This window comes from Microbulbifer maximicatervae (SeqCode), assembly GCF_056232625.1.
The window spans coordinates 4,441,363-4,460,378 of sequence record NZ_CP174324.1; the positions used below are offsets into that span (position 1 = coordinate 4,441,363).

19 protein-coding genes are annotated in these 19,016 nt (G+C 50.4%); 10 read left to right on the forward strand and 9 right to left on the reverse strand.

Annotated features, from left to right (window positions below; genetic code table 11):
* Nucleotides 1–32: 32 nt before the first annotated feature.
* The 8 genes from ACJJI6_RS19440 to malT all read right to left on the reverse strand — a co-directional run bounded on the left by ACJJI6_RS19440 (nucleotide 33) and on the right by malT (nucleotide 9,793).
* Nucleotides 33–500, reverse strand: coding sequence for a DUF6985 domain-containing protein (locus ACJJI6_RS19440; RefSeq protein ID WP_475711793.1), 468 nt, complete (start codon nucleotides 498–500; stop codon nucleotides 33–35).
* A gap of 95 nt (nucleotides 501–595) precedes the next feature.
* Entirely contained in the window at nucleotides 596–1,018 is a 423-nt protein-coding gene (locus ACJJI6_RS19445; protein WP_475711795.1) for a DUF6392 family protein, read from the reverse strand.
* Between the two features lie 103 nt (nucleotides 1,019–1,121).
* Entirely contained in the window at nucleotides 1,122–1,514 is a 393-nt protein-coding gene (locus ACJJI6_RS19450) for a contact-dependent growth inhibition system immunity protein (RefSeq protein WP_475711796.1), read from the reverse strand.
* A gap of 452 nt (nucleotides 1,515–1,966) precedes the next feature.
* Complete coding sequence (locus ACJJI6_RS19455; protein WP_444907568.1) at nucleotides 1,967–2,221, reverse strand: hypothetical protein; 255 nt, start codon at nucleotides 2,219–2,221, stop codon at nucleotides 1,967–1,969.
* A gap of 862 nt (nucleotides 2,222–3,083) precedes the next feature.
* Nucleotides 3,084–3,446, reverse strand: coding sequence for a hypothetical protein (locus ACJJI6_RS19460; RefSeq protein ID WP_475711798.1), 363 nt, complete (start codon nucleotides 3,444–3,446; stop codon nucleotides 3,084–3,086).
* Between the two features lie 88 nt (nucleotides 3,447–3,534).
* On the reverse strand, nucleotides 3,535–3,930 hold the full coding sequence (locus tag ACJJI6_RS19465; protein ID WP_475711799.1) for a toxin-antitoxin system YwqK family antitoxin: 396 nt from the start codon (nucleotides 3,928–3,930) through the stop codon (nucleotides 3,535–3,537).
* A gap of 1,294 nt (nucleotides 3,931–5,224) precedes the next feature.
* Complete coding sequence (locus ACJJI6_RS19470) at nucleotides 5,225–6,868, reverse strand: alpha-amylase family glycosyl hydrolase (protein WP_475711801.1); 1,644 nt, start codon at nucleotides 6,866–6,868, stop codon at nucleotides 5,225–5,227.
* Nucleotides 6,869–7,078: 210 nt separating this feature from the next.
* Nucleotides 7,079–9,793 (reverse strand): HTH-type transcriptional regulator MalT, encoded by a 2,715-nt coding sequence (gene malT / locus ACJJI6_RS19475; protein ID WP_444915422.1) that lies wholly within the window; start codon nucleotides 9,791–9,793, stop codon nucleotides 7,079–7,081.
* A 434-nt stretch (nucleotides 9,794–10,227) separates the two neighbouring features.
* Here malT and ACJJI6_RS19480 point away from each other — a divergent pair, with 434 nt between their 5' ends.
* The 9 genes from ACJJI6_RS19480 (at nucleotide 10,228) to ACJJI6_RS19520 (ending at nucleotide 16,962) form a co-directional block, all read left to right on the forward strand.
* Nucleotides 10,228–11,121 (forward strand): hypothetical protein, encoded by an 894-nt coding sequence (locus tag ACJJI6_RS19480; RefSeq protein WP_444926024.1) that lies wholly within the window; start codon nucleotides 10,228–10,230, stop codon nucleotides 11,119–11,121.
* 50 nt (nucleotides 11,122–11,171) lie between these two features.
* Nucleotides 11,172–11,822: an MBL fold metallo-hydrolase gene (locus tag ACJJI6_RS19485; protein WP_475711803.1), complete on the forward strand. Its 651-nt coding sequence runs from the start codon at nucleotides 11,172–11,174 to the stop codon at nucleotides 11,820–11,822.
* A gap of 55 nt (nucleotides 11,823–11,877) precedes the next feature.
* Nucleotides 11,878–12,492, forward strand: coding sequence for a DUF2799 domain-containing protein (locus ACJJI6_RS19490; protein ID WP_108734663.1), 615 nt, complete (start codon nucleotides 11,878–11,880; stop codon nucleotides 12,490–12,492).
* 82 nt (nucleotides 12,493–12,574) lie between these two features.
* On the forward strand, nucleotides 12,575–13,003 hold the full coding sequence (locus ACJJI6_RS19495; protein WP_444892114.1) for a hotdog fold thioesterase: 429 nt from the start codon (nucleotides 12,575–12,577) through the stop codon (nucleotides 13,001–13,003).
* Nucleotides 13,004–13,036: 33 nt separating this feature from the next.
* Nucleotides 13,037–13,744 carry a M48 family metallopeptidase gene (locus tag ACJJI6_RS19500; RefSeq protein WP_445355579.1) on the forward strand — a complete coding sequence of 236 codons (708 nt, stop codon included), beginning with the start codon at nucleotides 13,037–13,039 and terminating at the stop codon, nucleotides 13,742–13,744.
* A 43-nt stretch (nucleotides 13,745–13,787) separates the two neighbouring features.
* Nucleotides 13,788–15,149, forward strand: coding sequence for a 23S rRNA (uracil(1939)-C(5))-methyltransferase RlmD (gene rlmD / locus ACJJI6_RS19505; protein ID WP_444926021.1), 1,362 nt, complete (start codon nucleotides 13,788–13,790; stop codon nucleotides 15,147–15,149).
* Nucleotides 15,150–15,210: 61 nt separating this feature from the next.
* Nucleotides 15,211–15,579 carry a DUF2750 domain-containing protein gene (locus tag ACJJI6_RS19510; protein WP_108734659.1) on the forward strand — a complete coding sequence of 123 codons (369 nt, stop codon included), beginning with the start codon at nucleotides 15,211–15,213 and terminating at the stop codon, nucleotides 15,577–15,579.
* Between the two features lie 55 nt (nucleotides 15,580–15,634).
* On the forward strand, nucleotides 15,635–16,009 hold the full coding sequence (locus ACJJI6_RS19515; RefSeq protein WP_108734658.1) for a VOC family protein: 375 nt from the start codon (nucleotides 15,635–15,637) through the stop codon (nucleotides 16,007–16,009).
* 23 nt (nucleotides 16,010–16,032) lie between these two features.
* Nucleotides 16,033–16,962: an SDR family oxidoreductase gene (locus tag ACJJI6_RS19520; protein WP_413663457.1), complete on the forward strand. Its 930-nt coding sequence runs from the start codon at nucleotides 16,033–16,035 to the stop codon at nucleotides 16,960–16,962.
* 6 nt (nucleotides 16,963–16,968) lie between these two features.
* On the opposite strand, the gene mnmH is transcribed toward ACJJI6_RS19520, so the two are convergent.
* The gene (gene mnmH, locus ACJJI6_RS19525; protein WP_444926020.1) at nucleotides 16,969–18,072 is read right to left on the reverse strand and encodes a tRNA 2-selenouridine(34) synthase MnmH; all 1,104 of its coding nucleotides are present in this window, start codon (nucleotides 18,070–18,072) and stop codon (nucleotides 16,969–16,971) included.
* Nucleotides 18,073–18,423: 351 nt separating this feature from the next.
* Here mnmH and ACJJI6_RS19530 point away from each other — a divergent pair, with 351 nt between their 5' ends.
* Nucleotides 18,424–19,014 (forward strand): hypothetical protein, encoded by a 591-nt coding sequence (locus tag ACJJI6_RS19530; RefSeq protein WP_413663455.1) that lies wholly within the window; start codon nucleotides 18,424–18,426, stop codon nucleotides 19,012–19,014.
* Nucleotides 19,015–19,016: the final 2 nt, after the last annotated feature.

The following is a 19,016-nucleotide window of genomic DNA, read 5'->3' on the forward strand; positions in this document are numbered from 1 at the left end:
TTTCTGTGCCTTTGCTGGTTATGCGATTTTTATTAGAGTACGATATCTTGTACATCAATTTCACGAACTCTATTTTTGATAAGTTTTACACCGACACCTAATTCAATATCCCAATCGCAATCTATGATAAGGCCAATATAACTGCTCCAATCTTCTTCATAGTAACAAACGCCAATGGAGCGGAACCTTAGATATTGCTCTAACTCTTTAGGTGAATTTACCTCTGGAAAGCACTCTTCAAAATAATCCTCTCCTTCATTTTCTTCTCTTTGCTCTTTGTAGTATGAGAAGAGTTGATCTTCTAATTTAGAAAATATCTTTGACGCTTGTTCTAGCAATTCTTTGAAGGCATGAAGTTGTTTTGGGGTTGGGTCAGCCTCTTTGTCATCATTATCAAAACGAACATAAACATCTCTATTTTTTCCATACCATGGAATAGATACGATGCCATGATAGAAATCATCGTCGGATTCTTTTACTCCAAGATCTTTAAGATTCAAGATACTCTCCGTTCGCATAACGCCGCCAACAAAGGCCGAGCGGTAGCGAGGTCCAGGCAGCACGCCTTCTGCGCTGCCGATCTTGCTTGGCTTTGTTATGCAACTTTCTCTACCATGATGGTAATTTGTTTAATATTTCGATCTTTACTCTCATGCTCTACATGCACGTAAACATTATCATGCATATATTTCTCCCACGCACCATACTCGCCTAGCATTGAGTCAACATGAGGTTCTCCTGTGGAAATAGGTTCCCCCAGCAACTCCAATACATTTGATTTACTCATGGAGTAATCCAAACCCAAAACTCCATCACAACCTTTATTTAGATAGAGAAATATCGTTTTGATAATATTATTTTGATCAAGAGATGCTTCCCACTTTCCAGTTTGTGATACTACCGAGTATTCTTGCTGCTCACCTTCTTCAAGCGAATCATAGACCGGTTCAACAGAAGCAACTCCAAGTATGTTCTGAACCGAACTTAATGGCTTTCCAATTGCTGAGAATGGATCCATTTCTCTATCCTGCATAACGCCAAGCGAATGGGCTGGCGCTGCGTAGCAGTGACAGTCCAGGCCAACTGGTTGGCAGAGCATTGCGCGCCTTGTTATGGCTCATTTATTGGCAAGCCCGAGAGCTCAAAGGTGGAATAAGCTCTTCTGTGATTGTACCCATTATTATTTCTAATTCGCTTTTGATTTCTACGAGTTGGTTGTTGAACTCTGGATACTGCTGCCAAAAGTTATCAGGAACTGCAGCAATATTTGCCAGTAAATCTCCTTTGTACATGTCACCTTCGGCCAATGGGTTTAAAGCAAGAATATAAAGAGCAACGGGAACCAGAAACCTTAAACCAATTTTTTGACCAATTAGTATGCGTAGGTTTTCGACCGAAAGTTCCGCTAAAGGAACTGACCATAAACGGCGACATTCAGCGGCTAGACTTGAGCCAAAGTCAGGTCTGCCCCATTTTTCTTTGTGTAGTTCTTCGAGAGATTTTGATAGATCCACGATAATCCTATAAGGGCCATAACGCCTTGCTTAGCGGCAGCCGAAACACAGTGCAGGCTGTCCGGTGGAGACCACGTCTTTTGTGGCCGGAACGTACTACAGCAACTGGTTATGTGTACCCGCCGAACCGTCTAATTCAAGCTTTAAATCCATAGTTCACCTCTATTTTTGAGATCCTTTAACTTCCCTAATATTTCTTCAGCATGATTACGATCTCTGCATGGAATCATAACCTTTCCTTTACCTTTTTTCCGATTCCATATCATTGGATTACCAGATTTAGATTCAAGAATCTCAAATTCTCCGGCTGACCTGGGGATTTGATATTTTGGCAAAGCTCAGTCCCTTCTTAAAACACATAACGCCCTGCACACGGGCGGCCGAAACAGAGCGAAACGGCGTGTAGGACGTCCAGCCCGGCCTTTTTTGCCGGGCGTTCGTGCTGCTGCTTGTTATGTGTTTGATTTAGCGGCAATAACCTTACCTAAAACAACTAAGCCAGCCCCTAAAATTAATGTAGCCAATACATAGTTTTGGCCACCCTCTGTAGCTACAACTTTATAGTAAGTGTGACTATCCTCGCCGGTAAAGAAATTACTTATTGTTATCCAAAAATCTACCGGCAAGAAATTGCTCATAAAAGCCAACCCTGAATATGCAATAAATATCCAACCAAACCTTACAAACCACTTAGAGATCTTTTTCATGGATCACACATAACGCCGCTAGCAAGGGCAGCCGAAGCAACGCGTAGGCTGTCCAGCCCAGCCCCGAAGGGGTTGGGCGAGCTTGACTAGCCTGGTTATGGCTGGCGCGCACTGAACCACCTATTTGCTCTCTACCAGCCAACTTTGGCTGGCCACTGCCCGATAAATTTAAAGGGAAAAATACCATACTTTCCCAACCGGTTAACTATCTGATTGGCACTCCATGATGGCGTAGCTGGCTTGCAGGGCTTGCTGACTTAAAACGATGGCACTGGAGCGAAACTGCGGTACCAAATTTCAGGAAAAATCTCAGAAAAAAGTGCTCAGATAGAGATTGATGCTTGCAGCAGCTACAGAACATCTAAAAATCGACCGCCACAATAACGCCCCGCTAAACGGCGAGCGAAACGCAGTGTAGCGAGTCCAGTGGAGGCCGTGTTTTTCGCGGCCGGAACGATGTTTGAGCGGCTTGTTATGAGCATTATTCTTTGACAGTGCACTTTGTGAATTTTTCACACCAATAGAGATTATTCTCTACTCTCCAGCGGACCATTGGATTTTTCATTGCCTCATCACCTCTAGCCCATCCATTTACCCGATAATCATAGTATCCAATAGTCCAATCAACATAGTACGGTGCTAACCGATACTCTATTGAAGCCATCTTTATTGCTGGGCCCCACATAAATATAAAACCATGCAGACTTAGCATAAGAATGGAGATTCTAATGGCTAGTTTCATGTGAACTCATAACGCCCAGCGCAGGAGCAGCCAGCGCGGAGCGCCTTTTGTGTTAATGTTTGAGCGCCAGCGAGTAACACAAAAGGTGCGTAGCGTTGGCTGTCGCTCTGCCGCTGCTTGTTAGCAGTTGGTCGTTACCTCATGAAAGAGCTGCTGCTCAAGAGTTAGGGGGGCCATGAAATCACGAACAAAGCTTTCCCTTAGCTCTATATTTGAGCTGACCCACCAATTTGAATCTGCAATGTGCTTCTTTAGCAATTGAGTTTCAATGCGGCTTTCATCTGCTAATTGCCACTCCAACCATTCTTTACGTTGTTTCTCATTGCAGTTTGCAAGCAATAAATCAAAAATTCTGAAAGCCAATCTACCCGTATAAGGACTACCCTGAGCTTCTTTCAAGCATGAATTTTTATCAAATTTTACGGCCATCATGCTTTTATGGAGAGCTAGAAGCTCCCAATAGTTATCAATTTCTAGTTTCATGACTAAGACTGCTAACGCCCGCATTTGCGGCTGGTTTGGAGCGCAGCGGAAAACCAGTCCGACAACATGCGCTTGTTATAGCTTTCTCTCAATTTCGATTACTTCTTCTTAGCTGCAGGAGCTCATATCCAGGATCAGTTTCAAGAAGCACATACTTCTTTATCAGATCTCCAGTACTGTTCCAGTCGTTCTTTTGTACTACTATCCCATGTTCGTACTTGGCTTCAGATTTGATTTTTCCATTCTCAAACCATTCTTTCTTTATTCCATGAAGCCCGCCATTTTCATAGTACTCTTCAGATAATGGAGAACCACACGGATACCAGGATTTCGACGCTCCATGAAGAACTCCTTCTTTATAGGAAATCTCACTAACTAGCACGTCATTATCTAACTCATAGCTGATGCCAGTAAACGGTTTACTCTCATATAGGTAAACCATTTCATCAGTTACATCGACCTGATCTTCTTCAACTCTAATCATTGGACTAAACTCGAATTCCTAGAGGCTATAACGCCGCGCTCAGGGACGGCTTGGTTTGTGTGACTTTTGCGCGAACATGGAGCGCAGCGACTGCGCAAAAGATACACAAACTAAGACGTCCCCTGCAGTGCCTTGTTAGGGTTGACCCTCAGACAAACGATTTATGCCAAAAACTACTGAAGGAATGCCAATTAATGCACAAAGAAATGACATTCCGAGATAAGGCAGAACCTCAATAGTAAACTCCATGTCTTCATAGTCGAAACCCCTTACGAATTCATGGAGCAGGAATACAAATGCAACTGTAAAAATATGCCTACAGTAAACGGTAAGCACTTAAGGAAAAACTTGCTCATGATCTGGGAGCTCCTCTATAAAAACGCCCTGACAAACCCCAATGCTTCGACTCAATATCTCTACAGACACCGCGAAGCATATAATTGACGAAAACAAGATATATAATTGCTTTCTTGGCATAAATTCTACTTAAACCCTAACAGTTAATTCAAAAGAAGCGTCTTTATATCACCCTTCTATATATTTCTGCTGCAGTCATCCAAGATTAACCAAAAAATATAACAATATCAGTAGGTTAGAGGCTTTGGCGCAATCCTCAACAGGTAGATATATAGCAGCGGCTATATATCTATCTGCTTTTCTTGCTCGCGACAATAGTGTCACCCCATTTAAAGTCAATGACTTAGCTAGCTCTCTCCAGAAATAGGAGAAGCTTCTCTTGAATTCTGATATTGAAAGTAGGACAAGATATGAAATGCTGTATATAAGACAGTTTGATTAGCAATGTTATGGAAGATATTCGCGGTTAAGTACCAAGTAAGACTGAATGCTTCACGGGAGTCTCCTGTTAGCATATTTGAAATTAAGTACGGTTGTATTAGGAAGGAGAGGTAAACTTATACTCACTGGGAGAAGTAGTTCATGTATTTTGTTAAGGAAAATAGTCTCATTGATAGGGTGGGGAGGTTGCGAGAGGCCTCTCTCACCTTGTACTTCAAGGAAGGACTGTCCCATTTCGAAATAGCTAAAATACAAGTCCTATTATCGGTTTTATATAAACGTTCTGCATTTTTCAATTTGTTATTTGAAAAATTATCTGGTTTTTTATATTGCAGGCTATAGATGATGAAGTGCTGGAGTTAAGCAGAAAAAAGCCGGCATTGTGCCGGCGGGAAAGCAGACGTCGAAAGGAAGAGACGTTGCAGAGAGACTGTAATTCTTACTCGATGCCCAGGCTCGAATATGAGCTGGGCATCTTTTAAATATTGCTAATCAATCAGGCTTTTTTACGCAGTAGCACACAGGCATCTGCGGCAGCTAGCTCTAAGCTATTTCCTTCTGCATTGCCAGCAAACAGTGCAGGGGTAATATTGTGTGCACCGGAGAACTCGGCAGGTAATTTCAGGGTGCCACTGCTTTGCCCAAGGTTGAGAACAACCAGCATTTCTTCGCTGTCGCTGCGCCTTACAAAAGTAAACAAATCATTGCCGGTGTCGATCACTTCCTGCTCTGCTGTCGCCAACGATTGGGGTAGCTCCCGGTGCCATTCGATCAGTGCGCGGAAGCGGTTGAGCATGGAGCGTTGGGCGTCCTGCTGAACCTCTACCGCCCGTTGCTGGTGTTCCCCAGAGACGGGTAGCCAAGGTTTTGCTGTGGAAAAGCCCGCGTTGTCTTCGCTGGTATTGGTCCAGGGCATCGGTGTGCGGCAGCCATCGCGGCCTTTGAATTCCGGCCACAGATTAATGCCGTAGGGGTCTACCAGGTCTTCATAGGCAATTTCAGCTTCCGGCAGGCCCAGTTCTTCCCCTTGGTAGAGGCAGACACTGCCGCGAAGTGCCAATTGCATGAGCAGGAATAATGGGGCCCTGGCATCGGCTTGGTCATCGCTAAAGCCTTTGTTCCAACGGGTTATTGAGCGGGGTACATCGTGATTGCTGATCGACCAGCAGGGCCAGCCCTTCTCGATTACGTCGCGGTTTTTTTCCAGGGTTTCGCGCAGGAAGTCGGCACTGCAATCCTCGGTCAACAGGTCGAAGGAATAGGCCATGTGCAGGCGTTTTTCCGTGGTGTACTCGGCCATGATTTTATGGGTATTGTCGTCGCCAACTTCGCCCACGGTCACAGTGCCTGGATATTGATCCATTAACTGTCTTACCCGCTGGAGAAACACCAGGTTTTCAGGCTGGGATTTATCATTCTGGTGCCACTGGTAGTCGTAGTGATTGACTGGTGGCAGGCCTTTCTCGTCGAGCTTGAGCGGGCGCGCCGGGTTATTACCCAGGGCCTGCTGGTGGAAAATAAAGTTGACCGCATCCAGTCGGAAACCATCTACACCCCGATCGAGCCAGAACTTCATATCGGCGAGCAACTGCTCCTGGACTTCAGGGTTGTGCACATTCAGGTCCGGCTGCTCTTTGAGGAAGTTGGCCAAATAGTACTGGCGGCGGCGGGTACACCAGCGCCAGGAGCCTCCTCCGAATACGGAGACCCAATTGTTGGGAGGGGTGCCATCTTCTTGGGGATCAACCCATACATACCAGTCCGCTTTGGGGTTGTCGCGGTTGGCGCGGCTCTCCTGGAACCAGGGGTGCTGGTCTGAGGTGTGGCTGAGGATTTGGTCGATAATCACTTTCAGGCCGCGTTCATGGGCCGCTTTGATCATCTGGTCGAAATCTTCCAGGTTGCCAAAAATAGGGTCTACATCGCGGTAGTCGGCAACGTCATAGCCAAAATCCACCATCGGCGATTTAAAAAAGGGTGAGATCCAGATGGCGTCTACGCCGAGGGATTTTACATAATCCAGTTTTTGCGTAATTCCGGGAATATCACCGATGCCATCTCCGTTGGCGTCGCAGAAGCTGCGTGGGTAAATCTGATAAATAACGCTATTGCGCCACCACTCATAGCTGTTGCCGCTCATGGATTACTGCCTTGTTTCATTATTTGAAATGTGGAGATAGTCCACCTTTAAAGGATAGGGCGAGTATGGAGCAGTCATTGGCGGGCTTCCTCCTCCCCGGCGAGGGGGGAGAGGGGGATAAAGGGCGACTGGCCTGGGGTGGTTTGGTATCGGCGGGCGGGGGATGAGGAGCATAGTGGGCACGTCCTTGTGCCGCTGGAGCAGGACGGTTTAGGGCTTGTCCTGGACCGAGCGAAGCATTTGCTCGGCCAGGGCGATGGCCTCCTGGCGATCCTTGACGTCCAGCTTTTGATAGAGGCTGCGGATATGGGTCTTGATGGTGCTCGGTGCCACCTTAAAGTGACGGGCGATTTTCTCGTTCGACAGCCCCGAGTGAATCGCATTGAGTACCTGCCATTCCCTCGGGGTGAGCGGGGAGTGGCGCAGGAAGTCCGGCACGGCATCGCTGGCCAGTATCTCGCGGATAATGGTGTCATCCAGTTCGATGCGAATACCACCGTCCAGCTCTGGCTGCTGTTGTGCCGCTTTGATCAGTAGTTGAGCTTTGCTGGACTCCGCATCTCCCAGGCCATTTTCCAGGGCGGCTTTCAGGATAACGATTAAAGGTTTGCCGATCTGCAGGAAGCTGGCGCGAAAATCCCGTTCGTGGGAGAGAAGCAGGGCTTCACTAATAGCCTCCACAGATTGGGGGTATTGCTCCCGCAGCCACAGCAGGTGGGATTCCAGCACCCGGTTGCGCAGGCGATCTGTTTCCAGGCCGCACTCGTTGGCGACTTGCTTCAGGCGGCTCAACAGGCGATTGGCATCGGACCAGTGGTGCAGTTCAATCATCGCGCGCACATGGTTGCGCCCGTGGCACTGTTCAAAGTGATTGCTGGGCCTGTCGGCGACGGGAGTAGCCTGTTCCAACCAGCTGGCGATGGCCTGCTGATTGCCCAGGGCGCGCCAGGTGCGGATGCGGGTGGCATCGGCGTTGGCGATCCAGTCCCGGTGGTAGCGCCCGTCTGTGAGCAGCCGCTCGATACGCTCCAGCCACTCCAGGGACTCCTCTTTCTCCCCCCTAGCCTGGGCGATTTTTAACAGCAGGGTGTACTCCGGCAGCAACCAGTGCTCGCCGACCCGGCGGTTGATTTGCATACCTCGGCGAGCGGATTGCTCGGCACCTTCCAGATCGCCGGACTCCCATTGCAGCTGGCCGCGCAGCCGGCACACAAATTCCGAGATGGGCAGTGTGGACAGGTGATTTTTCTGCACCAGGGTCTGCACCTTTTCCTGCAGCGTGGACGCTTTCTTCAGCAGGCCCTGGGCAAAGGCGATCTCAGTCTGTTGGCAAATGGCCCAGGCGGCGCTGGGGATATCCCGTTCGGCGATCGCCAGGGCTTCAACTTCCTGCATATAGCGGTTGGCCTCTTGCAGGGCACCCAGGCAGAAGCTGGTCTCACCGGTGACTAGCAGAGCGGAGATTCTTTCGCCCAGCTGGTCTGCGCGGAGTAGGGCCAGGGCTTCTTCAGCATACTCCTTGGCTTGCAGTGTCTGTCCTCGGGCAATGGCCACCTGGGCGCGCATGGTGGCAAAGGCGCCTTCAAAGTCGCGCCACTGTGCCGGGTCTTCCCGCTGCAGCCAGCTTTCCGAGGCCGCCAGGTTTTTCTCGCACAGGTCGTATTCAAAATTCTCCCGTGCCATTTTGGCGGACAGGAGAGTAAAGCGGGCGCTGTGTTGCAGGGCTTCGTCACCGAGCCAGTCGAGGCAGTCCCGCAGCAGGCGTGACTGCCCTGCGCGCAGAAGCTGTTCCCCTCGATCGTTGAGCAGTTGTTTTAACCGCTCGCGGTCGCCGCCGGCCAGGGCGTGGCGCAGGGCCTCCACTGGCTGGTCTAATTCTTGCCAGGTATCACAGGCAGTGCTGTGCAGTTGCAGTAAGTGTTCGCGGTCATTAATTTGCCGCTGCAGGAAGCGGGCGAAGACCGGGTGGAAGCGGAACCACTGGCGACTTGAATCCTGCGCCTGCAGGAATAACCCGCGGCGCGCGGCCTCTTCCAGCAACTGCTGACCATCTTGCCGACCGGTAAGGCGCTCCGCCAGTTGGGCATTCACCCGGGTGAGGATGGATGTGCAGGAGAGGAGCTGACGCAGTTGGGGCTCCAGCCGTTCCAGCACTTCCTCAGCCAGGTAATCGAGAATATGACTGTGGCCCTGCTCCAGCTCTGCCAGATAGCGATCCACTTCGTTGCTGTCGCGCACCGATAAAGTGAATAGCTGTACGGCGGGGGGCCAGCCCTCACTGAGATGATGCAGTTGGGCTGCGCGGTCGCCGTCGAGATTAAACGGCAGGCGCTGCTTGAGCAGGGTGGCGATTTCCTCAATGTTGAGGGCCAGCTCATTACTGCCCAATTCCAGTAATCGCCCTTGAACCCGCAGGGTGGCCAGGCCCAAAGGCGGTTGGCTGCGACTGGTGAGAACAATACCGACACCGGCGGGGGCGTGGCGCAACAAAAAGCGGGTAGTGTCGTGCACCTGCTGGTTGTCGATCTGGTGGTAGTCGTCCAGTACGATGCGCAGTTCGCTGGGCAGGCCTCGCAGTTCCGACAGCAGGTGGCTTACCAGGGTTGAGGGGTCCGGGCGCTGGGGCGCGGACAATAACTGGTGAGTCTGGGGGACACCATTGCCGGTCGCCCTGTGCACGCTTTCCACCAGGTAGCGGCAGAACTGGCTCGGTTCATTATCACTGGCATCCAGCGTATACCAGGCGACCGGGTTGTCCTGCTGTGAGGCCCAGGAGGTAACCAGCGTGGTCTTGCCGTATCCCGCAGGAGCCGTCACCAACAGCAGTTGATCGCTGTGGCATTGGTTCAGAACCGACAGCAGGCGCGGGCGCGATAGGGCGTGCTCGGGGCAATCCGGCAGGCTGTATTTGGAAGTTAAAAGCATCGCTGCGGGAGGGATTGTTATAAATGTTTGATTTTTGTACAGCCACTATTATGCACCAGGACCCGGGTATTGTTACAGCACTGTAATAGGCCAGCTTTCTGGTGATTCCGCCTCTTGGGTGGCAAATTGGAGTGGCGCCGGTTTAGCTTTGGGCAGTATATTACTATTCGGGTTAAATCGGTCATCTCAACCCGTCGCAATGCAGTTTCTGCGGCTCACTAGTGGGTACGTTAGTTCATATTTACTGTGATGTATCCACACCGGCTCGTAAAGGGATGCATGACTGTGCAGCTTCCCCTCGCGCCATTTTCAGTATTTTTTCGATTTTTCTTTGGCAGTGAGAATGCCCCTTGTGCGGGTTTTCATCAATGTTCATTCATTTAAAAAAGCCGAGCGCTGCGAAGGCGCCGATAGAATAATAAGAAGAGGAAGCCATGGCGGATATCGTAATCCTTGCTGCTGCGGGTATGGGGGCTGTGGATAACACGTTTGCAAAGCCACTGTTTTCGGCATTGGAAACCGAGCTTGGGGAGGAGTGGTCGCGTCTCTACTGCGCTGAATTACCCGGCCTGGAGCACTTCCAGAGCAATATCGAACGCACCTTTGAGAGTATGCAGAAGCGCGAGCTGGACTTCCTGCGTGCACGAAAATATTTACTCCTGGGAATGTCGCAGACGGCGGCGCAGTCCGGCAATGTGGATCGCCGGGATAGCAACTACGAAAAGACCCAGCGCGAGATCTATGCGGCGCTGGCCAAGGCCGCTGATCAAGTTGATGAGCGGGCCCCGGTGATATTGATCAGCCATTCGGTGGGTTGTATCAACCTATCTAATTACCTCTGGGATGCCCAACGCCCCAATGTCAGTTGCGGTGTTTGGCGTGATGGTGGTCCGGCAGGGGTACACAAAGGGTCGGCGCGTGAGAGGTTTTTGCGCCTCAAGACCCTGAGCCATTGGTACACCCTGGGGCCGACAATGCCCCTGTGGTGTTCCGATCGACCCCGGGAGCAAATTCAGGCGGTCACCTCCAATACCCGGGGATACAATTTTCGCTGGAAGAATTTTTATCACCCCAATGACCTGTTTGGCTGGCCCCTCAAACCCCTGAGCCCCTCCTATAACCAGGCGGTGTGCCGTGATTATGAGACTTGTTCGCTGAGTGATCACGGCGCTTTGAGTTCAGTGGCTTTTCCCTCGCCCCCTGAGGATTACTGGCGGAACCCGATAGTTGTTGAGCAGCTGATAGAGGATGTGCGCTCCCTGCTCAAGACGGTGAATAAGCCCGCTCATCGGCACCCACAACCCTCTCAGCAGGCTCTCGCGGTATAATCCCCAATTACCTCAACAGTCTCCTGTAAAAGATGAAGGGCCGCTTTCTTATGTCGCTGCAATATCACCTGGTTCCGGTTACTCCTTTCCAGCAAAACTGCTCGCTGCTGTGGTGTGAAGACAGTAAGTGCGCGGCTGTTGTCGACCCCGGTGGCGATCTCGATAAGATTCTGGCGGCGGTGGAGGAGCGCGGTCTCAAGCTGGAGAAAATCTTGCTGACCCACGGCCACCTGGACCATGTAGGCGGCACTGCGGCGTTGTCCAAGCAGCTCCAGCTGCCGATAGAAGGGCCGCATAAAGGCGATGATTTCTGGATTCAGCAGTTGCCCATGCAGGCGCAGATGTTTGGTTTCCCCGCTGTCGAAGTATTTACTCCAGACCGCTGGTTGGAGCAGGGAGATACGGTTACTGTAGGGGATCAGGAACTGGAGGTGCACCACTGCCCGGGCCATACCCCCGGCCATGTGATTTTCTTCCACCGCCCCAGCCAGTTGGCTCTGGTGGGAGATGTTTTGTTTGCCGGTTCGATCGGACGTACGGACTTCCCCCAGGGAGATCACGATACCCTAATTCGCTCTATCAAAGAGCGCCTATGGCCGCTGGGTGATGATGTTCAATTTGTACCGGGGCATGGCCCCATGTCCACTTTTGGCCAGGAGCGCCAAACCAATCCTTTTGTCGCCGACAAGCGCTTTGGTTAAGTGATACCTGGATTCCAATAACAGGCGGGAAGTACAGCGCCGGGAGTCCCATTTTATGTTTGCAGGAAAAATACGTCTTTTTCTCGTTTTGCTGGTGCTGGGGTTAAGCGGCTGCGCAGTAATTTCCGAAGAGGAGTGCCGCGCGGGGCTCTGGTATGAGCGGGGCCTGCAAGACGGCGCTCGCGGTCGCTCACAGTCGCTGGTGTACGATATTGCCCAAGAGTGTGACAGCTACGACATGCATGTGGATAGCGATGCATGGCTGCAGGGCCATGAAGAGGGTATAGAGACTTACTGCACTGCGGAAAATGGCTATCACCAGGGGCGTAGGGGACGTAATTACCAAGGAGTTTGCACTGGCCCTACTGCTGATTTGTTTTTACAGAATTACGAGCGCGGTCTCGCCGAATACCGCATAGAGCAGCATTACCAGCGCCTTTTGTGGCGCCGGGATAATTTAGAGCGCGAGTTGCTCTCCCTGCATTACGCCTATCGGAACACTGATAGTGAAGCCCAGGCCCAGGCATTGTACTTGCAGCGCAGCCGCCTTCGCTGGGAGCTGCGGATGTTGGATATGGAGTTGTTTCGTTATGGCTTGTTTGGCCCCACTCATTTAACGCCCGGCTATTATCCCCCCGGATTTTTTTCTGCCAGATTATTTTATTGGTAAGTAAAAAATTTATTGGTCCTAGATTGAAGTAAAGAAGTCCGGGTTAATGCCCCGGTATCACACGCACAAGAGATTTATTGTAATGGCAATTTGGCATTTAGATCCTTCACTGGAAGAACTGAACCAGGGAATATCCCAATGCATGCCCGGCTACCTGGGAATGGAAATTACGGAAATTGGCGATGATTACCTGGAAGGGACCTTGCCCGTAGACCATCGCACTCGCCAGCCCTTCGGTATTTTGCATGGTGGTGCCAATGTCGTATTGTCGGAGACGCTGGGTTCCATAGGTGCCAACCTATTAGTGGATACCGATAAATTTTATTGTGTCGGTCAGGAGGTTAACGCCAATCACCTGCGCCCTGTCCCTGAGGGAGAGGTTCGCGGTCGTGCGAAACCCGTGCATATTGGGCGCAGCAGCCAGGTGTGGGAAATTCTGATCTATGCGCCCAATGGTAAACTCAGTTGTATTTCTCGCATTACCATGGCTGTTGTAGCTCATGGTGCCTAGTATTAGCTCCTGGGTTGCGAGTGGAGATCCCGCTTGAAACAGGCCCAGGATTTTATTTTTGAAGATATTCCCTATCGCTTGGTGCGTTCGAACCGGCGCAAGCGTCTGGGACTGGTACTGTCTTCCGGTGGTGTGGAAGTGCGAATTCCACAGCGTTGTGCAGCCCGTTATGGGCATGAATTCCTGCAGGAAAATATCCAGTGGGTGAGAGCGCAGTTACTCGCAGCCGACCGGCGCGCTGCGCAGGTGCCGCAATATCAGTACGCTTTTGGTGAGAGTTTTCCCTGGCTGGGACAGCAGCTTCCCTTACAGCGTGCGACAAGCAGTAAAAGTGCCGGTATTGGCGATGGTGCTATCGGGCTTTATACCCGCTATCTCCAGCCCGATGACACGCAGCTGCAAACTGCTTTACAACGCCTTTACCAGCGGGAAGCATTGGCATTGTTAACGCAAAAATCCCATGTGTTGGCCGAGCAGCTGGGGTTAAGTATTTCATCAGTAAAAGTTCGTCGTACCAAAAGCAAGTGGGGTCACTGTAGTATTCGCGGTGAGCTGCAGTTTAACTGGCTTGTTTGTCTCGCTCCTGAGCCGGTGGTGGATTACCTGGTGGCCCATGAGGTCTGCCATTTGCAACACCATAACCACAGCCGCGCTTTTTGGGATTTAGTCCAAAGTGTGTGCCCCAGATTTAAAGAATTGCGCCGCTGGTTGCGTGATAACGGTCACCGCCTGACCCTGTAACTTTTTTCTATTCTTTAGTTGTACTGAATTCTCCCAATTAATTATGAGTAAGAAGCCCCGTTTTATTACTGGCCGCAAGCCGGTTAAAAAAAACTTGCCGAGCCGCGCTGAAGCGACAATAGAAAAATTTAGTCACGATATGCGCGGTATTGCCCGGGTAGGTGGCAAGACGGTGTTTATTGATAGTGCCTTACCGGGAGAGCAGGTTAAATTCCTCTATACCGCACGGCGCGGCCGCTTTGATGAGGGAATTGTTGAGGACGTCATATCGCCTTCAACGGATCGGTGCGCACCGCAGTGCGCCTATGTGGATTCATGCGGAGGCTGTTCGGTACAGCACCTGGAGCCATCGGCACAAATTATTGAAAAGCAAAAAATTCTTTTGGATCAGTTGTCGCGCTTCGGTGGAATTGAACCCGAAGAAATACTGCCGCCGTTAACCGCTGATCCCTATGGTTATCGGCGCAAGGCCCGTATCGGCATTCGCAAATTAAAAAAGTCCCAGGGTGGTGAGCTGCTTTTTGGTTTTCGAAAAAAGCACAGCAATGATTTGGTAGATATTGATGAGTGCCCGGTACTGCATACAAAAATTGCCGAACATTTAGGGTCGCTTAAAAAACTTGTTGGTGAAAGTGAAGGCCGGGCAAACTTTTCTCATCTGGAAGTGGCGGTTGGAGATGATGTGACAGCTCTGGTGCTCCGCCATTTAAAGCCCCTGTCAGATAAGGACTTGGCGCTCTGGTTAGCATTTGCTAAAAGCACTGGTATACACCTGTATATACAAGGTGGCAGTGATGCTTCACTGGAGAGAATCTGGCCGATAGAAGGGGCCGCTTATCTAAGTTATCAGTTGCCGGAATTTGACCTGACGCTGAGATTTAAACCGCAGGATTTTGTGCAGGTTAATTTTGCGATAAATCGGCAGATGGTGAGTCGAGCCGTTGAGTTGCTCGATCCGCAACCCTCTGAGCGCGTATTGGATTTATTTTGTGGGCTGGGGAATTTTACCCTGCCATTGGCGCGTCGTGCAGCGGAAGTGATCGGAGTCGAAGGTGTCGGTGCTTTAACTCAACGGGGCGAAGATAATGCCGCTTTGAACCAATTACACAATGTGCACTTTTATTCTGCCGACCTAAACGAAAAAATGGCAGGTGCGCCTTGGGCTGAAGCAGGTTTCGATAAAATCCTGTTGGACCCACCGAGGGACGGCGCTCTGGAGGCTGTGCGCGGATTGGCGCGATTTTCTGCCAGCAGGATCGTCTACGTCTCCTGTAACCCGGCCACCCTGGCCCGGGATGCCGGTGAATTGGTGAAGTTGGGGTACCGCTTGAGTAAGGCGGGTGTCATGGATATGTTTCCCCATACCGATCATGTTGAGTCGATGGCAGTATTCGACAGAATTTAGGGCCTATTGAGACCGGGAAAACTAACGTAAACTGCGGTAAAACCGTTTAAGCGAAGTTGTTATGCAAAGCGAAACCCTAACCGATAATTTTGAAGATAATTGCGCGCGCTTTTTGCCTGAAGCTGTAGGCCAGGGCTGCGTCTGGGCCCTGCAGGGTGAGGAGGGCTTTGCACTTTGTGAGTCTGAAAAGCGGGCCGATACCGAGGTTATGCCCTTTTGGTCGCAAAGAGAATTTGCACAAGACCACTGCGAAGGAGACTGGGCTGACTATGAGGCAGTGGCAATTGACCTGGAAGAATTTATGGATGACTGGCTCACCGGCATGCATGAAGATGTCTTATTGGTGGGGATAAACTGGAACGCCGAACTGGAAGGGGTTGAGGTGGAGCCCCTGGACCTACTGGAGCAGTTGGAGCAAGAGCTGCAATAAACTGCGCCATAGTGCCCCACCCAGTGGATAAAAATTACTCAACGGGGTGTCTCAAATGGGGCAGATTCTTGGCTTGCGCAAAACAGTCTACGGAGTTGCCAACATTACCGAGGCTGTGGCTTGGTATACGCAGGTACTCGAACAGAAACCCAGCTATGAAAGCGATAGCTATGCGGCATTTAGTATTGGTGATTGCGAGCTCGGATTAAATGCCGATGCGCGCAGTGCGATCAGCCGGGCCGATGGTGTAGTTGCTTACTGGCAGGTTTTGGATTTGGCCGCGCAGATTGAGCGACTCGGTACTATGGGGGTGCGGCAGCACACGGATATAGAGGAAGTTTCTGGACGTGTGCTGATGGCGAGCTTTCTCGACCCCTATGGCAATGTTTTCGGATTGATTGAGTACCTGCAAACGCCCATTGAGAGATAGGACCATTAAACGGAGCAGTTCCTGTGGATAAGCCGCCCATTTCCAGATTTCGTTCCCCCAATCGAAGTTTTGCTGCGGAAAGCCTTGCGCAAATTGGGCGGGGTTATGTGGTTCCGGATCGAGTGGCTTTAATTACCGGCTGCTCAAGCGGTATTGGGCGGGAGCTGGCTTTGGCGCTACATCGCCGGGGAACCATAGTGATTGCCACGGCGCGCCGCCCGGAAAGTTTACAAGAGCTGGCGGACCTGGGAATTGCCACAGAGGCCTTGGATGTGAATTCCCAGGCGGATATCAATCGAGTGGTTCACGCAGTAAAAGCGGCATACGGGCGGCTCGATATTTTGGTCAATAACGCCGGTTACGGTCAGATGGGGCCGCTGCTGGAACTGGACACGCGAGCACTGGAAAAGCAGTTCCGAACCAATGTATTTGCCCCTCTCGCTTTGATTAGAGCCTGTGTACCTTTAATGCGTTCGGAGCAGGGCGGAATTGTGTGTAATATCGGCTCGGTTTCCGGGGTAATGCCTACACCTTTCTCCGGTGCCTATTGTGCTTCTAAAGCGGCCCTACACTCCATTTCTGATGTTTTGCGACTTGAACTAAAACCCTTTGGCATTCGGGTAATGACGGTGCAACCCGGTGCGATCGCATCGGAATTTGGTCGCCACGCTGAGACATCCCTGCGCGGTCTTTTGCCGCCGGACTCCCTGTATAAACGTCAGGAAGAGGCGGTTAGGGCCCGAGCCCAGGAGTCCCAACAGAATGCTACATTGGCAAGCACGCTGGCTAAAAAATTGGTGCGTGAGCTGCTGCGAAAACGCGCTCGTCCTTTGGTGCGTATTGGCAACCGCAGCAGCCTGTTGCCCTGGATGGCCCGCTGGCTGCCGCGCAGTTTTAGGGACTGGTTTTTAATGCGGAGATTTAAATTAAATCGCCTCGCTCACAAAAGCTGAGAATTGTTATTCTGGTTTTTGCAGTGAGTGGTTGGACTCCTTCAACCACTGTTGTACTTCGTTGTAGTTGCCTCGATACAGAACTTTCTGTTCCGATTTCTTCATAAGATGGTCGTAGCTGCCGTCATAGTATTCCCGCAACAGTGACACCACGATAGGGATGTACACATCACTATTATTCGTTCTCAGTAATTCTTGGTTAGCTGAAGCTAAGGCTTCGTTGAGCTGCTTGTAGCGCAGCCCTCCCAGGCGTTTACTGATTTTATTGAGATTGAGATGTAATTCTTCCCCCAAAGATTCAGCTGCTGATTTTTCTCTGCTTTTAAAGCGCTCTAAGCCCTCGTGAACATAATTTTGCACAATGCGCTGTGCCCGTGTTTCCAATGGCTCCTCGACAAGAACCCGGGGAGCGGCCTTCATGGCGGTTTGCAATACTGGAGGAAGTGCGCATCGTCCAATTAGACGGCTTTCATCTTCAATAGCAATAGCACCTGTCTGCTGGGAAAGCTTCAGCAGGTCGATACTGATCTGATTTTCAAAATCGACTTGTGAAGGTTGGCTACTACTGGTGCGGCCAAAGCTAGAACCTCGATGTTTTGCGATCCCCTCAAGGTCGATATACCGCCGCGCAGCCTGGATTAATTCCGTTTTGCCACTGCCGGTGTGACCAGCAACAACGATAAAAGGCAGTTGGGTACAATGCTTTTCCAGCTCGTTTAACAGGAACTGCCGCATGGCTTTATAGCCACCCTCTACTATCGGGTATTCAATATTATTCGAGCGCAGCAGTTTTTGTGTCATTCGGGAGCGTAAACCGCCTCGGAAACAGTAGAGGTAACCTTGGGGTTGTTTACGTATAAATGCGCTCCATTGTGAAAGACATAAGCTTCGCACTTCATCTGTTGCTAAACGCCAGCCAAGGTCAATTGCTGCTTGCTGGCCTTTGTTCTTGTACTCAGTCCCGATCAGTTCACGTTGGTGATTGTCAAGCAGGGGGTGATTTCTTGCGGAAGGGAAAGCGCCGCGAACAAACTCAACTGGGGCGCGTACGTCCATCAGCGGAATATCATTCAGGAAGATGTCCGTGTAATTTGCAGTATCGGTCCGCAAGGTAGCACTCCTGCTTATTTAGGAAATAGGTGGTATTTGATTGTATCTCCATTTTCTTTCCAGGCCTATGGCAACTGAAGAAGCTACTTGTATATGCAATATATGATGTGCTTAGCGTTAGATGACAGTTTGATATTTACACCGGAAATTAATGCTCAGTATGAGAGAATACATTTTTAATTTATTGCTCGATAGCTCAGTGTTTACATTTACTTTTTGAACCTAATGCGATTCCAGGTCACAGAAGGTAAATCTTAGCTTCCCTGAATTATTGCAGCTGATTTAAAAATCCTGGAAGCATTTGGATTACATAATGGGCGGGTTGCTCCTGCATGTATAGAGGATAAAAACGTGGCTAAAAAATATATCTATATCCCGATAAATAGTGATGAAATGCAGGAATATGCGGAGGGGTTGGCGAAAGCCTGGGGCATACCGGTGAATCAAATCCTGGCCAATAAAGTAACCTCCGGTTTTGGAAAAGCCATGTATCGGTGGGTGAACCAGTGTTTGAGTAAGCTGAACCCTGCCGATACCCTTTACATCGTAACCCATGGCACGGGTGCCGGGGATGGACAATTTATTGGTGCTGAGCGCTCCACGAGTAACAACAAGCAGAAAAAAGTATATGTAAACGGCATGCCTAACTGGCAAGGAGGAGAGTGGAAAACCTACACGCCTCGACAGCTAGCAGATACCTTGGTTAAAGAGGGGCTTCCTGCTAATTTCGTTAATTTACATGTTTGTGCCTGTGGTTCCGGCTACGATGGAGAAAAGTTAAGACCTTGGGCTCAACGCTTGCGCCAGGCGATGGTTGGCACCTATAGAAATATTCAGGTCACTGGATATAGAGGTTGGTTCTCCTGCAGTACTGCCAGAGTTTGTATTAAAGTAGGTACTCAGTTTTATCCATTGGAAGAGCGGGCAGTTACTTTCTCCTGAAT

Excerpts from the sequence above, each read along its gene's own strand:
- ACJJI6_RS19445 (WP_475711795.1), bottom strand. The coding sequence starts at position 1,018 with ATGGATCCATTCTCAGCAATTGGAAAGCCATTAAGTTCGGTTCAGAAC.
- ACJJI6_RS19455 (WP_444907568.1), bottom strand. The coding sequence starts at position 2,221 with ATGAAAAAGATCTCTAAGTGGTTTGTAAGGTTTGGTTGGATATTTATT.
- ACJJI6_RS19460 (WP_475711798.1), bottom strand. The coding sequence starts at position 3,446 with ATGAAACTAGAAATTGATAACTATTGGGAGCTTCTAGCTCTCCATAAA.
- ACJJI6_RS19465 (WP_475711799.1), bottom strand. The coding sequence starts at position 3,930 with ATGATTAGAGTTGAAGAAGATCAGGTCGATGTAACTGATGAAATGGTT.
- ACJJI6_RS19470 (WP_475711801.1), bottom strand. The coding sequence starts at position 6,868 with ATGAGCGGCAACAGCTATGAGTGGTGGCGCAATAGCGTTATTTATCAG.
- malT (WP_444915422.1), bottom strand. The coding sequence starts at position 9,793 with ATGCTTTTAACTTCCAAATACAGCCTGCCGGATTGCCCCGAGCACGCC.
- ACJJI6_RS19480 (WP_444926024.1), top strand. The coding sequence starts at position 10,228 with ATGGCGGATATCGTAATCCTTGCTGCTGCGGGTATGGGGGCTGTGGAT.
- ACJJI6_RS19485 (WP_475711803.1), top strand. The coding sequence starts at position 11,172 with ATGTCGCTGCAATATCACCTGGTTCCGGTTACTCCTTTCCAGCAAAAC.
- ACJJI6_RS19490 (WP_108734663.1), top strand. The coding sequence starts at position 11,878 with ATGTTTGCAGGAAAAATACGTCTTTTTCTCGTTTTGCTGGTGCTGGGG.
- ACJJI6_RS19495 (WP_444892114.1), top strand. The coding sequence starts at position 12,575 with ATGGCAATTTGGCATTTAGATCCTTCACTGGAAGAACTGAACCAGGGA.
- rlmD (WP_444926021.1), top strand. The coding sequence starts at position 13,788 with ATGAGTAAGAAGCCCCGTTTTATTACTGGCCGCAAGCCGGTTAAAAAA.
- ACJJI6_RS19510 (WP_108734659.1), top strand. The coding sequence starts at position 15,211 with ATGCAAAGCGAAACCCTAACCGATAATTTTGAAGATAATTGCGCGCGC.
- ACJJI6_RS19515 (WP_108734658.1), top strand. The coding sequence starts at position 15,635 with ATGGGGCAGATTCTTGGCTTGCGCAAAACAGTCTACGGAGTTGCCAAC.